The 19,085-nt window shown below is 53.2% G+C and carries 16 protein-coding genes; 13 read left to right on the top strand and 3 right to left on the bottom strand.

All coding sequences use genetic code 11. The features are described 5' to 3' along the window. Positions 1–62: 62 nt before the first annotated feature. A complete protein-coding gene (locus tag IPJ96_11015) occupies positions 63–2,336 on the bottom strand; it encodes a T9SS type A sorting domain-containing protein (GenBank protein MBK7910864.1) in 2,274 nt (757 codons plus the stop codon). A 393-nt stretch (positions 2,337–2,729) separates the two neighbouring features. Here IPJ96_11015 and IPJ96_11010 point away from each other — a divergent pair, with 393 nt between their 5' ends. The 13 genes from IPJ96_11010 (at position 2,730) to IPJ96_10950 (ending at position 15,348) form a co-directional block, all read left to right on the top strand. Continuing rightward, a complete protein-coding gene (locus IPJ96_11010; GenBank protein MBK7910863.1) occupies positions 2,730–4,022 on the top strand; it encodes a hypothetical protein in 1,293 nt (430 codons plus the stop codon). 122 nt (positions 4,023–4,144) lie between these two features. Beyond that, on the top strand, positions 4,145–4,633 hold the full coding sequence (locus tag IPJ96_11005; GenBank protein ID MBK7910862.1) for a DinB family protein: 489 nt from the start codon (positions 4,145–4,147) through the stop codon (positions 4,631–4,633). Positions 4,634–4,718: 85 nt separating this feature from the next. Continuing rightward, positions 4,719–5,660 (top strand): class I SAM-dependent methyltransferase, encoded by a 942-nt coding sequence (locus IPJ96_11000; GenBank protein MBK7910861.1) that lies wholly within the window; start codon positions 4,719–4,721, stop codon positions 5,658–5,660. A 72-nt stretch (positions 5,661–5,732) separates the two neighbouring features. Continuing rightward, positions 5,733–6,794: a type IX secretion system protein PorQ gene (porQ, locus tag IPJ96_10995; GenBank protein ID MBK7910860.1), complete on the top strand. Its 1,062-nt coding sequence runs from the start codon at positions 5,733–5,735 to the stop codon at positions 6,792–6,794. Positions 6,795–7,001: 207 nt separating this feature from the next. Then, positions 7,002–7,769, top strand: coding sequence for a (d)CMP kinase (locus tag IPJ96_10990; protein ID MBK7910859.1), 768 nt, complete (start codon positions 7,002–7,004; stop codon positions 7,767–7,769). Positions 7,770–7,816: 47 nt separating this feature from the next. After that, positions 7,817–8,707 carry a 4-hydroxy-3-methylbut-2-enyl diphosphate reductase gene (locus IPJ96_10985; protein MBK7910858.1) on the top strand — a complete coding sequence of 297 codons (891 nt, stop codon included), beginning with the start codon at positions 7,817–7,819 and terminating at the stop codon, positions 8,705–8,707. 320 nt (positions 8,708–9,027) lie between these two features. Then, positions 9,028–10,866 carry a 30S ribosomal protein S1 gene (gene rpsA, locus IPJ96_10980; protein MBK7910857.1) on the top strand — a complete coding sequence of 613 codons (1,839 nt, stop codon included), beginning with the start codon at positions 9,028–9,030 and terminating at the stop codon, positions 10,864–10,866. Between the two features lie 118 nt (positions 10,867–10,984). Next, entirely contained in the window at positions 10,985–11,455 is a 471-nt protein-coding gene (locus IPJ96_10975; protein MBK7910856.1) for a DinB family protein, read from the top strand. 48 nt (positions 11,456–11,503) lie between these two features. After that, positions 11,504–12,034 carry a bifunctional pyr operon transcriptional regulator/uracil phosphoribosyltransferase PyrR gene (pyrR, locus tag IPJ96_10970; GenBank protein ID MBK7910855.1) on the top strand — a complete coding sequence of 177 codons (531 nt, stop codon included), beginning with the start codon at positions 11,504–11,506 and terminating at the stop codon, positions 12,032–12,034. A 229-nt stretch (positions 12,035–12,263) separates the two neighbouring features. Beyond that, on the top strand, positions 12,264–13,190 hold the full coding sequence (locus tag IPJ96_10965; GenBank protein MBK7910854.1) for an aspartate carbamoyltransferase catalytic subunit: 927 nt from the start codon (positions 12,264–12,266) through the stop codon (positions 13,188–13,190). 102 nt (positions 13,191–13,292) lie between these two features. Then, complete coding sequence (locus IPJ96_10960; GenBank protein ID MBK7910853.1) at positions 13,293–13,667, top strand: STAS domain-containing protein; 375 nt, start codon at positions 13,293–13,295, stop codon at positions 13,665–13,667. Between the two features lie 68 nt (positions 13,668–13,735). After that, positions 13,736–14,434 (top strand): T9SS type A sorting domain-containing protein, encoded by a 699-nt coding sequence (locus IPJ96_10955; GenBank protein MBK7910852.1) that lies wholly within the window; start codon positions 13,736–13,738, stop codon positions 14,432–14,434. Further along, positions 14,434–15,348 carry a ribonuclease Z gene (locus IPJ96_10950; protein ID MBK7910851.1) on the top strand — a complete coding sequence of 305 codons (915 nt, stop codon included), beginning with the start codon at positions 14,434–14,436 and terminating at the stop codon, positions 15,346–15,348. Before IPJ96_10955 ends, IPJ96_10950 begins: the two co-directional genes overlap by 1 nt. A gap of 5 nt (positions 15,349–15,353) precedes the next feature. On the opposite strand, the gene IPJ96_10945 is transcribed toward IPJ96_10950, so the two are convergent. Together IPJ96_10945 and IPJ96_10940 are read right to left on the bottom strand one after the other, a co-directional pair. Then, complete coding sequence (locus IPJ96_10945) at positions 15,354–17,936, bottom strand: tetratricopeptide repeat protein (protein MBK7910850.1); 2,583 nt, start codon at positions 17,934–17,936, stop codon at positions 15,354–15,356. Between the two features lie 86 nt (positions 17,937–18,022). After that, on the bottom strand, positions 18,023–19,078 hold the full coding sequence (locus tag IPJ96_10940; protein MBK7910849.1) for a glycosyltransferase family 2 protein: 1,056 nt from the start codon (positions 19,076–19,078) through the stop codon (positions 18,023–18,025). Between the last annotated feature and the right edge of the window lie 7 nt (positions 19,079–19,085).

The following is a 19,085-nucleotide window of genomic DNA, read 5'->3' as shown; positions in this document are numbered from 1 at the left end:
CTACGCCCTCCCGCTACGGGAGAAAACGGCAATCTGCGAAATTACGCAAAAAGGGCGTTCAATTAATCCTGAACGACCATTCGGACCGATCTTTCTTGTTCGCCACTGAGTAACAGCACATAAGAACCAGCAGGGAGCGGATCCGTGTTGATCTCCACGCGATTAAGGCCGGGCTCTGACGGGAATTCCTGATCCAGTTGGAGGCGTCCCGTCAGATCGAACACGCGTATCCGCGCAGTTCCTTCTGTAAATGCGGTGTACTCCAGATGGGCGGAGGATTTCACCGGATTCGGGTACAGCACTGGCTCCGACTGTGTCGATGGCTGTGACTGGTCAGCACTGAAACGGGCACTGACCAGGAGCACTGTCACAGGATTGGAAGTGGAAAAGCAACTTCCGGCGTTGTATGCGCGAACGGTATAGGTTCCGGCAGTGGATACTACGATCGACTGCGTCGTTGCTCCGGTCGACCACAGCCATCCGCCTGCGGCGCTGCTGGTCAAAGTCACGGTTTGTCCGGGAATCAGTACGGTGGAACCACTGACGGTAATGACCGGAACAGCGGGCGGGGTACAACCATTCGCAGAAACGATCACCGGGGCGGAAGTGGCCCTGCAACCATTGGCTGCAATGGCAGTGACCCGGTAACTGCCTTGTGAATTGACGGTGATGTTACGCGTGGTCTGCCCGCTGGACCATGCATACCCGTTTGCCGAGGTGGAGCGTAGCGTTACGGTGGGCTGACTATTACTCAACTGCGGTGATCCTTGCAGGGAAATCACAGGAGTTGCGGGACCGGTCAGGGCAGTCGTCGTAATGGTTGCCGAAGCCCGGTAGCAGGAAGGACCGGAATAGGCACGCACACTATACGTGCCGGCAGCGCTGACCACGATGGATCGCGTGGTAGCGCCGTTGGACCAGAGATACCCGTTGGAAGCGGAACTGGTCAGGGTAACGGTGGCTCCCGGACACAAACTGGGTGAACCGATGACGGAAATCGTCGTTACTGCCGGTACGGGAGAAGCGACCACGGTGACCGGCGTTGATGTTGCCGTACATAAATTGTTCGTCGTGCTGACGGAATAGCTTCCGGTCGAGGATACCGAAATTGCTTGTGTAGTGGCGCCATTCGACCAGCGGTAATTGGACGTTGCGGACGCGACCAGGATGACACTGCTACCGCTGCAGAAGCTGGTCGGCCCATTCGCCGTAATCGTCGGCGCCGTGGGTGCTGTGTTAACGGTTACCACGACAGGGGCGGAGGTCGCGCTGTTACCGGCGGCTCCGGTGACGGTGACCGAATAGGAGCCGGCAGCGTTGACCGTGATAGAACGCGTGGTCTGTCCGCCCGGACTCCACAAGTAGGTTGCACCGGTGCTGGCGGTAAGTATTACACTGCTTCCGGAGCAAAAGGTGGTTGGGCCGCTCGTACTGATCGACGCGTTCACGAGCGAAGTTTTCGGCATGAGTGAATACAGGAACCATTGGTAACCCTGCAGGTTCGCGTGCTGTTTGACATTCGCCGATTCGAGACCGTAGCCGGAAGAAAAGGTCTGATAGGGTTTCGTGATCGGATTGTTCGTAAGCCAGGGACCCATGAAGCTGGTCTCGGCGGAAAAGATCGGCATGATTTGCACCGGCCGTCCTGCGCTGACAATGTCATAGATCCGGCTTTGCGTATAGGGATAGACGTCGACATCGGTAGGCCGGTAGGCGTGCAGGAGGATGCGGTCGGAATACGTGACCAGTTGCTGCATCTGTCCGGTGTTCGGCCAGCCGAGGTAGATTTCATTCAGGATGCCGTAAACGGTAGCCATGGAATCGATCCTGGCGTACTCCCGTCGGGCGAATGCGAAAGCCCCGGCGGTGTCGGAAGTGAATCCGTTCGGCGTCAGGTAAACCGGGCCGTAGTAACTGGCAATACTGGCGGTGAGCCAGAATTCGAATTCGAAATTGAAAACATTGAATCGCTCGATGGCGTTGGTCCTTCCGGTATTGTAGGGGACGATGTAATTGCGAAAGAAGTTCGATGTTTCACCGGAAGCGCCGATCTGCTGGACGCCGTAAACATTCTTCGCCTTGGTAATGAAAGCGGCGAGTTGCGTCTTTTGGGTAGCCGACCAGTTCAGCAGGTTCAGGTCGTACAGGGTGATGTAATTGAAGCCGTTCACCTGGCAGTAATCGAGGATCTTGTCTTCCTCCACCGTATTGCCGAGCCAGGAATTGATGAAGTTGACGTAGAGACCTTTGACATTCGCGATCTGTGCGGTGGTGGATGCGGAGAGGAGCATTGCCAACAAGGCCGTTAGCAGGATCTTTACGTTTCGTTGAATCATCGAGTCGTTGTTTTGAGTGAGTAATTCTTCGGGCAGAACTAAATGGGCTCAGAGAAATTTCACCAGTTGTTTACGCCTCAAAATGCACATACGATTCGGTTGGAAGTTTCCGCCGGCGAATCGTTATTAACACCGTTGTTAATTCATTTCTATTCCAAAATCCCCGGAAGCCACCAGTATTCGCGACTTTCAGCAGGGTGCATTTTAGTGGGAGGTGAAAAAATGTGGAAAACCCTACCTTAAATTTGATGGAATCGAAAACCATGAACCCTTAATCTGTCGCTCAGTAGAATCTGGCCTGATCCTTGTCATTCAGAATTTTGCTTAGGATGTGTAGCATTACGCTGATTATCCAAGCCGTCCATCTCATCATCACTTAAAAATACCTGAACCATGAAAAGTTCGAGTTTCTATCACGGCCTGTTGTTCTTCTTCTCGATGGCCATTTCATCAATGGCCCTGGCTCAACAGGATAGTACCGCGCGGCTGGGTCTTCCGGGTGACAACCTGAACCTCGCGGCTGTGTTGGATGTATTCCGCCAATCACCGACCCTCGAATCATTCGAATCGGCCTTGAACGCGGACACCAGTAAGATCAACAACCTTGATCTGAACAATGACGGAAAGGTCGACTATATCAAAGTGGTGGACCGCCCGGAAGAGAATGTCCATACCATCGTGCTTCAGGTTGACCTGAATGAAAAGGAAACGCAGGATGTCGCTGTTATCTTTGTGCAGAAGGAGGGTGACAATGTCAAGATCCAGATGATCGGTGACGAGGACTTGTACGGTAAGAACTATATCCTCGAACCGGCTGAAGCAACCACCGCTACGGAAACAACCAACCCCGGCTACCAGGGCGAACGAACCACGGTTGTTACCAATAACTACTATACCGAGAACAATTATTACAACTCACAGCCGACCTACGCTCCGGCGCCCTCTTCCTGGGTCATCATCACGTTCATGTATGGTCCTGCCTATCGTCCGTGGAGAAGCCCGTGGTATTGGGGCTATTATCCCGGATGGTGGGTTTCCTGGCAACCTTTTTATTGGGACCACTATTATTACCATTGGTATTACCGCCACCACTGGCATGGATGGTGGTATTGGCGGGCCCACCACCATCACTTCGAACCCTGGTACGGGCATTATCGCGTAGAACGAAGGACTTCACCCGTATTCACGAATTACCAACGGGAAGGCGTCTATCAGCAGACGTATAACAACCCGAAGCCGGAGCCTCGCCCGGAGCAACGACCGAACTTCCCAAGCCATAACCTGGATGTCGAAAAGAATCCTGCGATCGGCAGACCTGGTACAGGCGCGAAGCCGATCAATGTCGTGCCGTCCAAGGATCGTCCGACGGATGCCCGCCCGGCTCCGGAATCAAAGCCGGTAATAAAGGATCGCGAGCCTGATCGTAAGCCGGTCACTCGACCGGAAACAAAGCCATCGGTTCGTCCGACGGAACCTGCGGTGAAGCCGACACCAGAACCTGCAAGGCCGTCAAAGCAACCTGCCGTGAAACCGACGCAACCCGCGAAGCAGCCTGCAGTTCGTCCGGCTAAACCGGCCAAACAACCTGCAGTCCGCCCGGGTAAATCATCAAAACCGTCAGCGCCACCCAAGAGCACCTTGCCGTCAAAGAAGGAAGATACTCCCAAGCAGCGATCAAATAAGTGAGCAGTAAAAAAACACCGGCCCTGAAGCCGGTGTTTTTTTATAAAAAATTTGTGCAGGAGTTTTTTGCGAAACCGAAGCGAGTCTCCTTTATTAAGCAAACACCAATTGATAGTTAAACGATCATGACAAGAGCACAGGAATTCCTCAACGAACTCACGAGGGAAGCGGAAGCAACCCGAAATATTTTGAATGCAGTCCCCCTGGATAAGGCTGACTGGAAACCCCATCCGAAGAGCATGAGCCTCGGGCGACTGGCTACGCATGTGGCGGAGATTCCGTCCTGGTTTAAAAATACCCTGGAGGACGATGAACTCGATTTTCAAAAGAGTGATTACAAGCCCTATGTTGCCGGGGATACTGCCGATTTGCTCGGCATACTCGAAAAAAACCTGGCAGCCGCTAAAGGTATCCTGGAAAAGTTTCCGGATGAACGGATGACCGACAACTGGACAATGCGTAACGGCGATACCATTTACTTCATACTGCCCAAAGAACAGGTCGCCAGAACCTGGTGCCTGAATCACTGGTATCATCATCGCGCCCAGTTAGGAGTGTTCTTGCGTTTGCTGGACATACCCTTGCCGGGTACGTACGGTCCCTCCGGCGGTTAAGCGATCAGGGCGAGTGCCGGGGACCTACGGCAGGCTAAGCTCGGCCTGAAATTCCCTACATTCGCCCCGCTATTCGCGTACGTGTATGATTCCTTTTGTTTCACCTTCCAGTCGACAAACGCTTCGTCTTGAAGGGGACTTTCTGGTTTCTCCCTCCGGGGAGCGATTCCCTGTTATTAATGGAATTCCCCGCTTCGTACCGGCCGAGAACTATGCCGATGCCTTCGGCTTTCAATGGAAGAACTTTGCGCGCACCCAATTAGACAGTCATAGCGGAACGCCGATCACCAGGATCCGACTGGAGCGTTGTCTGGGGTTTCCCATTGATCAGCTCCGTGGAAAGGAAGTGCTGGAAGTCGGCAGCGGAGCAGGTCGCTTTACGGAGTTATTGCTCTCGGCGGGAGCACAGGTTCATTCGGTCGATCTGAGCAATGCTGTCGAGGTCAACCGGGAAAACATGGGAGCCGACAAAGTCTATCAATTGGCGCAGGCAAGTGTCTATGAACTGCCCTTTCCGCCGAAGAGCTTTGATGTGGTGATCTGCCTGGGGGTCATTCAGCATACGCCCAGTTCGGAGCGGACGATCGCTGCTTTGTATGCGATGGCTAAGCCGGGTGGGCTACTGGTGATCGACCATTATCCCTGGCGCATCAACTATTATTTCAATCCAGCTACCTGGTACCGCCAGGTGTTGAAGCACCTCCGTCCGACCACTTCCAAAAAGATCGTGGACGGAATGGTGAACTTTTTCTTTCCCTGGCATTGGAGGTTTCGGAATAGCAAGACCCTGACCTGGCTGTTGAAACGCGTTTCACCGCTCATCACGTTCATGAATGTTTTTCCGGAACTGAGCAAAGTGCAGCAGGAAGAATGGGCACGGTTGGACACGTACGATTCCCTGACGGACTACTACAAGCACCTCCGGACACCCGATCAGATCAGGAAAACACTTGAAGCGCTGGGAGGCCGCGAACTGTGGGTGGAACGGGGAGGCAATGGAGTGGAAGCCCGTTGCACCGTAGGATGAAAAACAGTACCTGCTGTGTGCAATATTCCGGTCGCTGAATCGTTCCTGTTCAATTTCCTACATTTACCTCGTATGCACCGGACCATCCGATCGCTCTTCCTGCCGGCAATTCTCCTCACTTCGCTTGCTGCCCATGCACAGATCGGAGGTAATTATGTCTACCAGTTCCTGAACGTACCGGCTTCGGCCCGTATCGCCGCGCTGGGCGGAACATTGATTACCGTGAAGGACCACGACCTGAATACCGCCCTGCAGGCGCCGTCCCTCATCAATCCTTCCATGGACCGTTCACTCGCGTTGAGCGGTGTCTTGTATCCCGATGGCGTGAAATTCGGCAACGCCGCTTTTGCCAGGGATTACGGTAAGCTGGGAACATTCCTCGCCTACATGCATTACGCCAACTACGGGGAGTTCCGGGAGACAAACGTGTTTGGCGATCAGGAGGGTACGTTCCGGGCAGCGGACTACGCGCTGAACCTCGGATGGGGTTACCAATACAATCCCTTGTTCAGCGTAGGGGCCGGAATGAAATTCATTTACAGCGATTATTACCTCTATAATTCCTTCGGAATCGGTGTGGACATCAGCGCCACGTATCTGGACACCGTCAACAACTGGACAGCCACAATCCTGGCCCGGAATGCCGGCGCGCAGATCGACTATTATGTAAAGGGTAATGCGGAACCCCTGCCGATCGAATTGTTGCTGGGAGTTTCGAAAAGGTTAAAGCATACGCCGCTTCGGTTCAATATCACTTATCGGCATCTTCAGAAGTTCGATCTTTCGTACAATGATCCCTTTGATTTATCCGGTGTTGATCCACTGACCGGCGAGGCACAGCAGAAGAAGATCAACTTTTGGAACAAACTCTCCCGTCATTTCATCATCGGTACCGAGATCCTGCTCTCCAGGAATTTTCACCTCCGTGCCGCTTATAATTTCCAACGGAGACGCGAGCTCGTAGTTGATACCGCGCCCGGAACGGTCGGCTTTTCGTTCGGCTTCGGCCTGAAGATATCCAAGTTCGTACTGGGGTATGGACGCGGTAATTTCCATCAGGCCGGAGGCGCCGACCACTTCTCGATTACCATGAACCTGGCTGAATTTTCGAAAAAAGCCGGAGATACTAACTGATTTTCCAGGCCCAGGCTCTTCGTTCCTTTGACTTTGCCGATATTAGTTTGATGGTTGGATGGCTGTATGTTGCCAGGTTTCCTGCTCATCCAATTGAAATCAATCTTCGCACGAAAATTCAGTGAATTCGTTTTCAGGGCGAAGCAGGGATTGACCGGCATTGCAGCCATTTGACATCGTCCATTTTCCTAAATTGCCTTCCGAAACATGACTGCCTATCCGTTAAAAGGAAATGGGGGGTATACCATCCGTTCAGAACCTGAAGTGGGCTCAGAAAAGCTAGTTATCGCGATCGATGGTTTTTCCTCCTGCGGAAAAAGCACCCTGGCCAAGGCATTAGCCCGGCATTTGGGGTATCGATACATCGACTCCGGCGCCATGTACCGGGCAGTGACGCTATTCATGATTCAACACGACCTTACGGTCGCCCAGTTGGAATCGATGAATGCCGAAGAGATGGATCGTTTTCTCGATCACATCAAGATCACTTTTCAGGTCAATCCTGAAACGAAACTTTCCGAAGTTCACCTGAACGGGCTGAACGTGGAACGACAGATTCGTGACCTGCGTATCTCGGATCTGGTAAGTCCGGTCAGCGCCATTCCAGCCATTCGCCGGAGGATGGTAAAGAAACAACAAGGCTATGGACGCGATAAAGGGATCGTCATGGATGGGCGGGATATCGGCACTACGGTATTCCCGAATGCGGAGCTGAAGATTTTCATGACGGCCCGACCGGAAGTGCGTGCCAAACGGCGGTTCGACGAACTGAACGAAAAGGGCTTCATGGTGACGATGGACGAAGTCAGCAAGAACATCGAGGACCGTGACCATACCGATACCCATCGGGCCGAAAGCCCGCTTAGGAAGGCGGAGGACGCGATCGTGCTCGACAATTCCGACCTCAACCAGGAAGAGCAACTGGCTATCGCGCTGGACCTGGTCCGGCAGCGCTCCGTGCAATCACCGGCTTGAGAACCAGTTAACTGGTTCGAGCGCTTTTTCGTACCTTTGCATCTCGAATGAAAATCACCTTAGACCCGCATTCGGGCTTTTGTTTTGGCGTTGTTTACGCCATCCAGATGGCTGAAGATGAACTGGACCGTTCCGGTTCACTCTATTGCCTCGGTGATATCGTCCACAATAACGTCGAGGTCGAGCGGCTGAAAGCCAAAGGGCTGAAGATCATTGACCATGAGACCTTGCGGCAACTGCACGATTGCAAAGTGCTGATCCGCGCGCACGGTGAACCACCGGAGACCTATCAGATCGCGCTGCAAAACAACATCGAGTTGATTGATGCTTCTTGTCCCGTTGTACTCAAACTCCAGAACCGCGTTCGCTCCAGTTACGAAGAAGTGGTGGCGAACAACGGACAGGTCGTCATCTACGGAGAGATCGGACACGCCGAAGTGAACGGCCTGGTTGGGCAAACAGGAGGGGAGGCCCTCATCATCCGCAACGAGGATGACCTCAGTAAGATCGATTTCTCCCGCCCGATCTATTTCTTCTCTCAGACTACGAAGAGTTCCCGCGGCTTTGAACGCATGAAGGCGTTGATTGAGGAACGGTCGAGACTTGCACAGGAAAGCGAGATCCAGGACGAGTACTTGTCCACCAATGATACCATCTGCCGGCAGGTTTCCAACCGGGAACCCCAGCTTCGAAAGTTCGCGGAACAGCACGACCTCATCCTGTTTGTTTCCGGGAAGAAGAGTTCCAATGGAAAAGCGCTGTTCGAGGTCTGTCGCGCGGTCAACCCCAGGACCTATTTCATTTCGGACGTGGAGGAGATCGACTATGCCTGGTTCGATGGTGTGCAGTCAATCGGCATTTGTGGCGCGACCAGTACGCCGATGTGGCTGATGCAAAAGGTCGCCAGCCACCTCGAACCGATCGGTACTTCTGCCTGATCCGGGGTTCCGGATTGGTTATTTCCCCACTTTCATTTCAATGTTTTGCAACCTTTTAGTCCATAGAGGAGTAAATACAGGATTTTGTCCCATTTGTGTATTATTATGTTAAATATATGGTCGTAATCAATTATCCTGATCCTTCAATCGGGTAGTGGTGCTTCCTACCCCTTGAAAAAATCAAAATTTCAAGTCATGGCAGACTGCTAATGGCCTTTAAAAGTTTCTAATTGAGCACTTTTAACCAAAGAAGATAATTCCTAAATTTGCGACCCCAAACAGAAACGACGCCACTTAACTATAAACAACTTAAAAATTAAATGATTACAGAAGAAATCACGAACCAATCCGCTGCTCCCAAAGCAGATCCCTTCAACTGGGAAACTTCGGGCAAAGGCTGGAACAATTACTCCGCCGAGGAACGTACCCGGATGGAGAAAATGTACGATCAAACCCTTAACGCGGTGGTCGAACACGACATCGTGGAAGGAATTGTCGTATCCGTTTCGCCCAAGGATGTGCTCATCAACATCGGCTACAAATCGGATGGTCTGATTCCGCTGACTGAATTCCGCCACATGCCGGACATCAAAGCCGGCGACAAGGTGGAAGTTTACGTGGAGAAGCAAGAGGACAAGAATGGTCAGCTCCTGCTTTCTCACAAGAAAGCCCGTGCACTGAAGTCCTGGGATCGCATCAACGCGGCCCTGGAAGGTGACGAGGTCATCACCGGCTATGTGAAGTGCCGTACCAAGGGTGGTCTGATCGTCGACGTCTTCGGCATCGAGGCCTTCCTGCCCGGCTCCCAGATCGACGTCAAGCCGATCCGCGACTACGACCAATTCGTAGGCAAGAACATGGAGTTCAAGGTGGTGAAGATCAACAACGAATTCAAGAACGTAGTCGTCTCTCACAAGATCCTGATCGAAGAGGAACTCGAGCTCCAAAAGGCCGAGATCATGAAGAAGCTCGAGAAGGGTCAAGTACTCGAGGGAACCGTCAAGAACATCACCTCCTACGGTGTGTTCATGGACCTCGGTGGTGTCGACGGCCTGCTGCACATTACGGATATCTCCTGGGGCCGCATCTCGCATCCGGAAGAAGTACTCAAGCTCGATCAGAAGATCAACGTCGTTATCCTCGATTTCGACGAAGAGAAGAAGCGCATCGCGCTTGGCCTCAAGCAGCTTACTCCGCATCCTTGGACGCAGCTCGATGGCAACCTCAACGTTGGCGATAAGGTGAAAGGCAAAGTAGTTGTCCTCGCCGACTACGGCGCGTTCGTCGAGATCGCTCCGGGTGTCGAAGGACTCCTCCACGTATCAGAAATGTCCTGGTCGCAGCACCTCCGCAGCCCGCACGACTTCCTGAAAGTCGGCGAAGAGATCGAGTGTGTTGTCCTGACCCTTGACCGTGAAGAGCGTAAGATGTCACTCGGCCTCAAGCAACTCAAGCCTGATCCGTGGGTGAACGTCATCACGAAATACCCGGCCGGCACGAAGTTGACCGCTACGGTGAAGAACTTCACCAACTTCGGCGTCTTCGTGGAACTCGAAGAAGGCATCGACGGACTCGTGCACATCTCCGACCTCTCCTGGAGCAAGAAGATCAAGCACCCGTCGGAGTTCACCAAAGTGGGTGATAAACTCGACGTGGTCGTGCTCGAAGTGGATGCGGAAAACCGTCGCCTCAGCCTCGGACACAAACAACTCGAGGAGAACCCCTGGGATGTGTTCGAAACCATCTTCGGCGTCGACAGCCTGCACGAAGGCACGGTATTGAAAGTCGGCGAGAAGGGCGCAACAGTCGCGCTTCCCTACGGTGTCGAAGGCTTCTGCCCGAACAAGCACCTGGTGAAGGAAGACGGCAAGTCCCTCAAAGCTGATGACAAAGCCGACTTCAAGGTCATCGAGTTTAACAAAGACCAGCGTAAGATCGTCGTATCCCATGCCCGTATCCACGAGGAAGCCCGCGGAATCGCGCGTGTTGCCGAGAAGGAGACCAAGGAGAAGGATCGCGAGGATAATGCAAAGGCAGTGAAGAAAGTGAAGGAGAACGTTGAAAAGACGACCCTTGGCGATATCGCGGCCCTCAGCAACCTGCGTACCGAACTCGAAGCCGCTGAAAAGAAAGCTCAGGACTCTGATAAAAAGGACTGAACTTCATAATGTTGAATTCAGAAGCTCAAGAAAGAAAAAGCCGTCCCCTGGGACGGCTTTTTTCTTTTTCCGGGCTGAATATTCCTATGCACCTTAGCAGTTGACCAGCCAACCGACCATGCAAACATCCCTGCAATTCCTCCTGGAAGAGTTTCCCCGCCAGTTACGAATGATCGACCCCGCTACGCCACCTGTGTTCGGAAAGATGAACGTTCATCAGATGATTGAACATCTTTGCGAAGCGGTGCGTAACGCCAATGGCAAAGACGTATTTCCTGAAATCCTTACGCCGGCCGAACGCGTGCCGGCCATGCAGGAGTTCGTCGTTGGTCCCAAGGAGTTTCGTCCCAATACCGTCAATCAACTCATGCCGGTGGAACCGCTTCCTGCTAAGATGACCAGTATGGAGGAGTTGATCCGGCAGTTGGAAGCAGAGCTGCACGATTTTGTCAAGTGCTTTGAAGGGCAAGCCGATAAACGGATCCGTAACCCATTCTTCGGCGACCTCAACTTCGAACAGTGGGTAGCGTTACTGGCCAAGCACGCCCGCCATCATCTGCGGCAATTCGGCTGGCAACAACCTGCCTGATCGCGGACATTGGAACAGCCCCTTAAACATCCTACCTTGGGATCGACTATGCAGAAACGCCCCCTGGCCGACGCCACCCGCCTCGACATCACGATGCAGCGATTGTGCTATCAACTCATCGAGAATCACGGGGATTTTTCCAAGACTGCATTGATCGGACTCCAGCCGCGAGGCGTTTTCGTCGCCCGCCGCTTGAAAGCGCACCTGGAACGCATCCTGGAAGGCCGAAAGATCCGCCTGGGAGAACTGGACGTGACCTTCTATCGGGACGATTTTCGCCGCAGGGAGATCCTTGCCCCCTGTGCAACGAATATGGATTTCGTGATCGAGGGCTTGAAGGTCGTGCTGGTGGATGACGTACTCTATACTGGACGAACCATCCGTTCCGGCCTGGATGCGCTCATCGACTTCGGGCGACCCGAGAAAGTAGAATTGCTCACACTCATCGACCGCCGCTACAGCCGGCATCTTCCGATCGAACCCGATTACATCGGCATCTCAGTCGATACCATCACAGAGGAGAAAGTAAAAGTGCAATGGAAAGAAACGGATGGGGAGGATGGGATTTGGTTGGTGTAGGTCAGTGAATAGTGAATAGTGAACAGTAAACAGTGAATAGTAGAAAATGAAACCTCCTTGTTTATGCTTCGGCATTTGCAGCATGATAAACCTGAAACTCGCCTGCCTGCCGAAGCTTTAGCATAGACAGGAAACCCGAAACTCGAAACTAGAAACCAGAAACATATTACTCGCCTGCCTGCCGAAGCTTTAGCGTAGGCAGGAAACCCGGAACACTGAACCCGCAGTCATGTCCCCACTTAGCACTCGCCACCTGCTCGGTATCAAGGACCTCCAACCGGAGGATATCAACCTTATTTTCCAGACAGCGGAGAACTTCAAGGAAGTGATCAACCGGCCGATCAAAAAGGTGCCCTCCTTGCGGGATGTGACGATTGCCAACCTGTTCTTTGAGAATAGCACCCGGACACGGCTTTCATTTGAGCTCGCCGAACGTCGGCTCTCGGCCGATGTGATCAATTTCGCGGCTTCATCTTCCTCCGTGAGCAAAGGGGAAACGCTCATCGATACCGTGAACAACATCCTGGCGATGAAAGTCGACATCGTCGTCATGCGGCATCCGATGCCTGGAGCGGCCGTCTTTCTGGCCCGGCATGTAAAGGCGAACATCGTCAATGCCGGCGACGGTGCCCACGAACATCCTACCCAGGCATTGCTGGATGCCTTTTCAATCCGCGAACGACTGGGTGATCTGAAAGGAGTACGCGTCGCAATCGTCGGAGATATCCTGCACTCGCGGGTAGCGCTTTCGAACATTCTTTGCCTGCAGAAACTTGGAGCGGAGGTGATGGTCTGTGGACCCACCACCCTTATTCCCCGGCATATCGATCAGTTGGGTGTGCGGGTCGAGCATAACCTTCGGCAGGCACTCGAATGGTGTGATGTAGCCAACATGTTGCGGATCCAGTTGGAACGCCAGGATATCCGGTATTTCCCCAGTCTCCGCGAGTACGTGATGCTCTTCGGCCTGAACAAGGAGATCCTTGACAGTCTTGGTAAGAAGATCACCATTCTGCATCCGGGGCCGATCAACCGCGGCGTGGAAATCACCAGCGACGTTGCGGATTCCGACCAGTCCCTGATCCTGGACCAGGTTGAGAATGGAGTTGCCGTTCGGATGGCCGTCTTGTACCTGCTGGCGGGGCGGGTAGAGTAGGTGGCTTTTTTAACAATTTAAGGGTCCGGGCTTGTTGAAAATTAACAGCCGTGTGATCAGCCCCCTCCATATTAGTCGTAATTTTGAATAAACAGCAAAAACATGAACCTGACGATCGACAGACAGGATAAATACGTGGTCATCAAAGTCCACGAGAGCAAGCTGACATCCGGTGTCGCACCGGAATTGAAAGCCGAAATCGTGATGATGCACCACCAGGGATACAAGAACATGATCGTCGACCTTTCCGAGGTTCAGTATTGTGATTCTTCCGGTCTTAGCGCCATCCTCACCGGTTACCGCCTGTGCCGGGATACGAACGGTACTTATGTCCTGACCAGCGTGCAGGATCACGTCCGTAAACTCATTTCCATTTCCCAACTCGACAACATGCTCACGGTCCTTCCGACCATCAGCGAAGCGGTCGATTATATCTTTATGGAAGAAGTCGAAAAACAACTCCACAAGGAATCCTGATCCAGCCTATGCGTTCAATTTTACTTTCGATCGCAACATGTTTAGTGCTCGGTGTTTCGTCGCGTAGCATGGCACAGTGCACGCCGGATCCGGGTGCGACAACGGCCGGCCCCGGCATTTACCCGGATTCCTTATCCGGCATACCGCGTGCAACCGTTGGGATTCCCTATTCGACGACCTTTCAGATTCTGGTACCCGTAGATACGACGTACCTCGGATTACCGGCGATCATCGACTCCATCAATGTTACCGGTGTGACCGGCTTACCCTCCGGTTTCAGCTATTCCTGCAATCCAAGCAACTGTAGTTTTCCGGGTGGTTCGAACGGATGTTTCGTATTGGAAGGAAGCGCGCCGACCAGTGGACAAATCGGCAGCTACCCGTTGGTCGTCAACCTGATGGTGTATGGCCGTGTGTTGGGCGTTCCCCAGACCTTACCGTCTTCCAACGATAATTACACCTTGTATATCGACCAGAACGTGGGAATCACCAGCCTCGTTCCTTCCGGTTTCTTCGTTTCGCAAAACCTGCCCAACCCCTTCGGCAACATTACTGAGGTGATTGTCGGCTCTCCTGCTGCGGACCGTATTGTAGTAACCATTGCCGATCTGCTGGGTAATATCGTTAGTACCGAAACCTATCAGGTACAAAAAGGCCAGAACCGACTGCAATTCCGCGCGGATGACTTCCAATCCGGTGTTTATCTGTACTCTGTCACGAACGGGAAGCAGACTTTCACGCGCCGGATGATCGTGTCCGGTCACTGATGAGTTTCGAGATTACCATTCTCGGTAGCAGTTCCGCTACCCCCATTTACCAACGACATCCGACCGCTCAGGTGATCAACATCCATGAGCGGTTTTTTCTGATGGACTGCGGTGAAGGAACCTTGATCCAGTTGAACCGTTACCGCATCAAGTTCCACCGGATTAATCACATTTTCATCAGCCACCTGCACGGCGACCATTACCTCGGTTTATTGGGACTGATCTCCACCATGCACTTGCAGGGGAGAACGACTGAATTGCACATCTACTCGGCACCGGAGCTTCGCGAGATCGTGGAGATCCAATTGAAGTACTCCGAGACGAACCTCCGGTATCCGATCAATTGGCACTTCACCGATCCCAAACGGCCGGGAACAGTCTACGAAGATGATCTGCTGGTGGTGGAGTGTTTCCCCCTCAATCACCGGATACCCTGCACCGGCTTCCTCTTTCGTGAGAAGCAGCGCCCGCGCAAACTCATCCGGGAACGGCTGGCTGAATACCAGGTGCCGGTTAGCGCGTATCCTATACTCAAGGCCGGACAAGATTTCGTCACGGAAACCGGGAGCATCATTCCCAACCGTGAGCTGACACTCGACCCGCAACGTGCCCGCTCCTATGCATTTTGTTCAGATACGATCTACGATCCTCGACTGACGGATACTGTTCGGGGGGTTGACCTCCTTTATCACGAAGCCACATTTCTTAGCGACCTGGAGGACCGGGCGCGGGAGACGTTTCACTCGACCGCCGGTCAGGCCGCCGCGATCGCCCGGGATGCCCAAGTCAAGCGACTGATCATCGGACATTTCTCTGCCCGCTATAAAAACCTGTATCCGCTGTTGGAAGAGGCCAAGGCGGTCTATGCCTCCACGACCCTGGCGATGGAGGGTGATCGTTTTTCGATCGAATAAGTTCCTTAGGAACGGACAGCAGCCCGCAATTTCATCAGTTCAGCTTCCAGGTTTCGCGACGCGATGCGTCCCAACTCCCTGACTTCTGAGAAAAGTCGAGGTACCTCTTCCAGGTTCACCTGGTCACGGGCATGTTCCTCGATGTTGATGATGCGCTTCTTCAGTTCGGACAATTCGAAAATCGATACGCTGGATTTCAGTTTGTGCGCGATCGCGTGAACCTGTTTCCATTCCTTTTTCGGAATGTGGTACTCGAGTTTTTCCAGCGCGTCCGGAAGTTGGCGCAGAAAGATGTCAATCAGTTGGATGGCAAGTTCCTGGTCGCCTCCCGTATACTTTTCCAGAAAGTCGATACTCATGCCCGGCAGTGCGGAACGGGATGGGACCGCGTCACGCGCAGGAGCCGGCACACCCGGATCGGGAATGAAACGGGCCATGGCATTGTACAATTCTTCCGGAGTATAGGGCTTGACGACATAATCGTTCATGCCGGCTTCCTTCGCCCGTGCCTTTTCCTTGTCGGAAGCATCGGCGGTGAGCGCGATGATCGGAACCAGACGGATCTCCCGGCGCATCCGTTGCCGGATCTCGCGCGTGATCTCATAGCCGTCCATTTCCGGCATCTGGATATCCATCAGGATCATATCATAATCCTGGTTGCGAAGCTGCTCGAGTGCTTCCCGTCCATTGGATGCGGTGTCGAACTGTTCGAAACCGAATTTCCGGAGCATGTTCTTTACCAGCAGTTGGTTGACCTTATTGTCTTCCACAACCAATACACGGACATGCTGTACATCCTGTTGTTCGGATGGGATCGGTTCCGCTACGGGTTGTTGACCGACCTGCTTCCCGATCCGGAAATTCATGTCGACCGTAAACTCGGATCCTTCGCCGACCTTACTGCGGACTGAAATGGAACCGCCCTGCAGTTCGACCAATTGTTTTACGATGGTGAGACCAAGTCCGGTGCCTTCGAAACGTCGCTTATGATCTTCCACCTGCTCGAAGCTCTCGAAGATCTTGTGCAGCTTGTTATCCGGGATGCCAATACCCGTGTCGGTCACGCGGAACCGCAGCCGGCAGCTTTGTTCACGACTTTCCAGTACCCGGATGTCCAGCATCACCTTGCCCTTCTCGGTGAACTTGACGGCATTGCCCATCAGGTTGACCAGGATCTGGTTCAGGCGGATCGGGTCTCCGGATAGGACATCCTTTACGTGGTAGTCGATGGTGCAGCCGATCTGGATCTTCTTCTCTTCCGCCTTTACCTGCAGGATCTGCACGATGCCTTTCATCAGTTCGCGGATGTTGAATTCCGTCTCGCTGAATTCGATCTTCCCCGCGTTGATCTTGGAGAAGTCGAGGATGTCGTTGATGATCACCATCAGGTTGTTGGCCGACAAACGGATGGCATCGATGTATTCCTGCTGTTCCCGGGTAGGGTTGGTGCGCGCCAGCAGGTGGGCCATGCCCAACACGCCGTTCATCGGGGTGCGGATCTCGTGGCTGACGTTGGCTAAGAATTGTTCCTTTAATTTATCGGAAAGCTCCGCTATCTCCTTTTGCTTGCGCAACTCTTCCAGGTCGTACTTCACATGCAGGGCTTTCGTTTTCAAGCTGACTTCCTCGCTGAGGATTTCCCGGTCGAGGTCGAAGTACTTTTTGAAATGTTCCAGCGCGGAGGCATGGTCGCCGATCTTCTCGTAAGCGGTTGCCAGAAACTGATGGATCTTGACTAGCTGCGCTTCCAGGGGTGACGACTGTGCAGCTTCCATGGCGGAAAGCAGGACATCGATTGCCTTGTCGTACTGCGTAAGTTCGATATACAGATTGCCGAGGCTCTTCTTCAATTGCGCCTTGACCGTAGGGCTCGCGCCGTCTTCAGCGGCACGAAGGGCTTCGTTGAAGTAATTCAGCGATTTGTCGTATTCCTTCAGCTTGGTGTGCAGGATGGCCAGGCTTCCGAGTACTTTGGTTCGGATGTCGATATCCTTGATCTCGTCCAGCGCGTTTTGCGCACGTAGGAGGTAGTAAAGCGATTTATCAAACTCATCGGCCCAGTTATAGGCGTTGCCGAGGAAGAAGAATGAATTGACCATTTCCGGCCGCAACTTCAATCCTTCGTAGATCCGAAGCGCCTTGCGGAAATGTTCGATGGCGTTGGGATAATCCTGCAGGTAGATGTAGATCTTTCCGATCTCATTGTAGCACTGCGCAATTCCTTCGCTATCGCCCGCGTCGGTGTGGATCTTCAGGCAGTCGAGTACGTATTGCAGCGACGAAGGGCAATCGCCCAGTTTGAAGTAGATATTCGAAAGTTCCGCCAGACAGGACAGTTGACCGGTACGGTCCGACAGATCCCGATAGAACTGCAAGGCTTCCGAATAAGCCGTCAGCGCATGCTTGTAGTGTTGCTGGGAGAGGTGGCAAGCCGCCTTTTCCCGGATGACTTGCGCGATTCCCTGCTTGTAGTCGAACTGTTGGGCAAGCGCAAGAGCGTCATCCAACAGGTTCATGGCCTGATGGACGTTCCGCGAGCGCAATACTTGTGCCCGCTGGATCAATAGATCGACGCTTTCGGTACCCATAACAATCGTGTGCTCAGAGCCACTAACGGCCAGCCCTGATTATAGTGTATCCTGGGAGGACGGTTGCCTGAATTTGATCGGTCGCCTTACAGATGGCTTGAATTTCGGCCGTTGGCGGGGAAATATCGTTGCAATGCTGAAAAGCGTTTGACACCGCGAAGATAGTGATCCAGCAGGATCGAGCGTGGATAAACCCCTGGAAACCCTTTCCAGTGAGGCTTTTGATCACTCTTCGGGTATTGTTCACGGAGTTTCAAAAAGTCACGGTGGGCTTGTAAAACAGCCTTCGCGTCGGCTTGGCCGCTGGTGATGAGAAACTGAAAGGCGGCCAGGCGGTCCAGCCACCAGCGAATTCGGTAAACTTTTTGGAATTCGTTGAAATCCAGGTTTTTATAAAGCATTAAGAGGTTATTCCTGAAATTGAGGTAGGTTTTCCGTGGATTGTACTTCGGAAGCGTGCCGCCACCCACGTGATACACGATACTTTTCGGGCTGACCCATACATCAAAGCCCGCCCGTTGGATCCTCCAACAGAAGTCGATCTCTTCCATGTGCGCGAAGAAACGATCATCAAGTCCGCCAACCTGGTGAAAGACCTTGGAGCGAACGAACATGCAGGCGCCGGTGGCCCAGAATACCGGTAGTTCATCAGCATATTGCTCTTCGTCCCGTTCCAGCGATTGAAAGATCCGGCCTCGGCAAAACGGATAGCCGAGATGATCGATGAATCCACCTGCGGCACCGGCGTATTCGAAATGCGTCCGGTCGTTGAATGCGCGGATCCGGGGTTGGGCCGCACCCAAGGTGGGGTGCCGATCAGCGAGCGCTACCAGGGGTTCCAGCCATCCGGGGGTAACTTCCACATCGGAATTAAGCAACACGTAGAATTCGGCCTGCACCTGCTTCAGCGAAGCATTGTATCCACCGGTGTAGCCGGTGTTATCCGGCAGTGCGATGATTTCCACTTCGGGATGATGGCTGCGTACCCAGTTCAGCGAATCATCGGTAGAGGCGTTATCGGCAATCACCACGCGCCCCAGGGGTTGGCTGCAACGGATCACGTCCGGCAGAAACTGCTCCAGGAATTTCTTGCCATTCCAGTTGAGGATGACGACAGCGACGCGCGCAGGCTGATTGGACATACGAATG

It is taken from the genome of Bacteroidota bacterium, assembly GCA_016713765.1.
GTDB lineage: Bacteria > Bacteroidota > Bacteroidia > AKYH767-A > 2013-40CM-41-45 > Pollutiaquabacter > Pollutiaquabacter aromativorans.
Note: the sequence above shows the minus strand (reverse complement) of the source record. Positions and strands in the feature narration are given on the sequence as shown.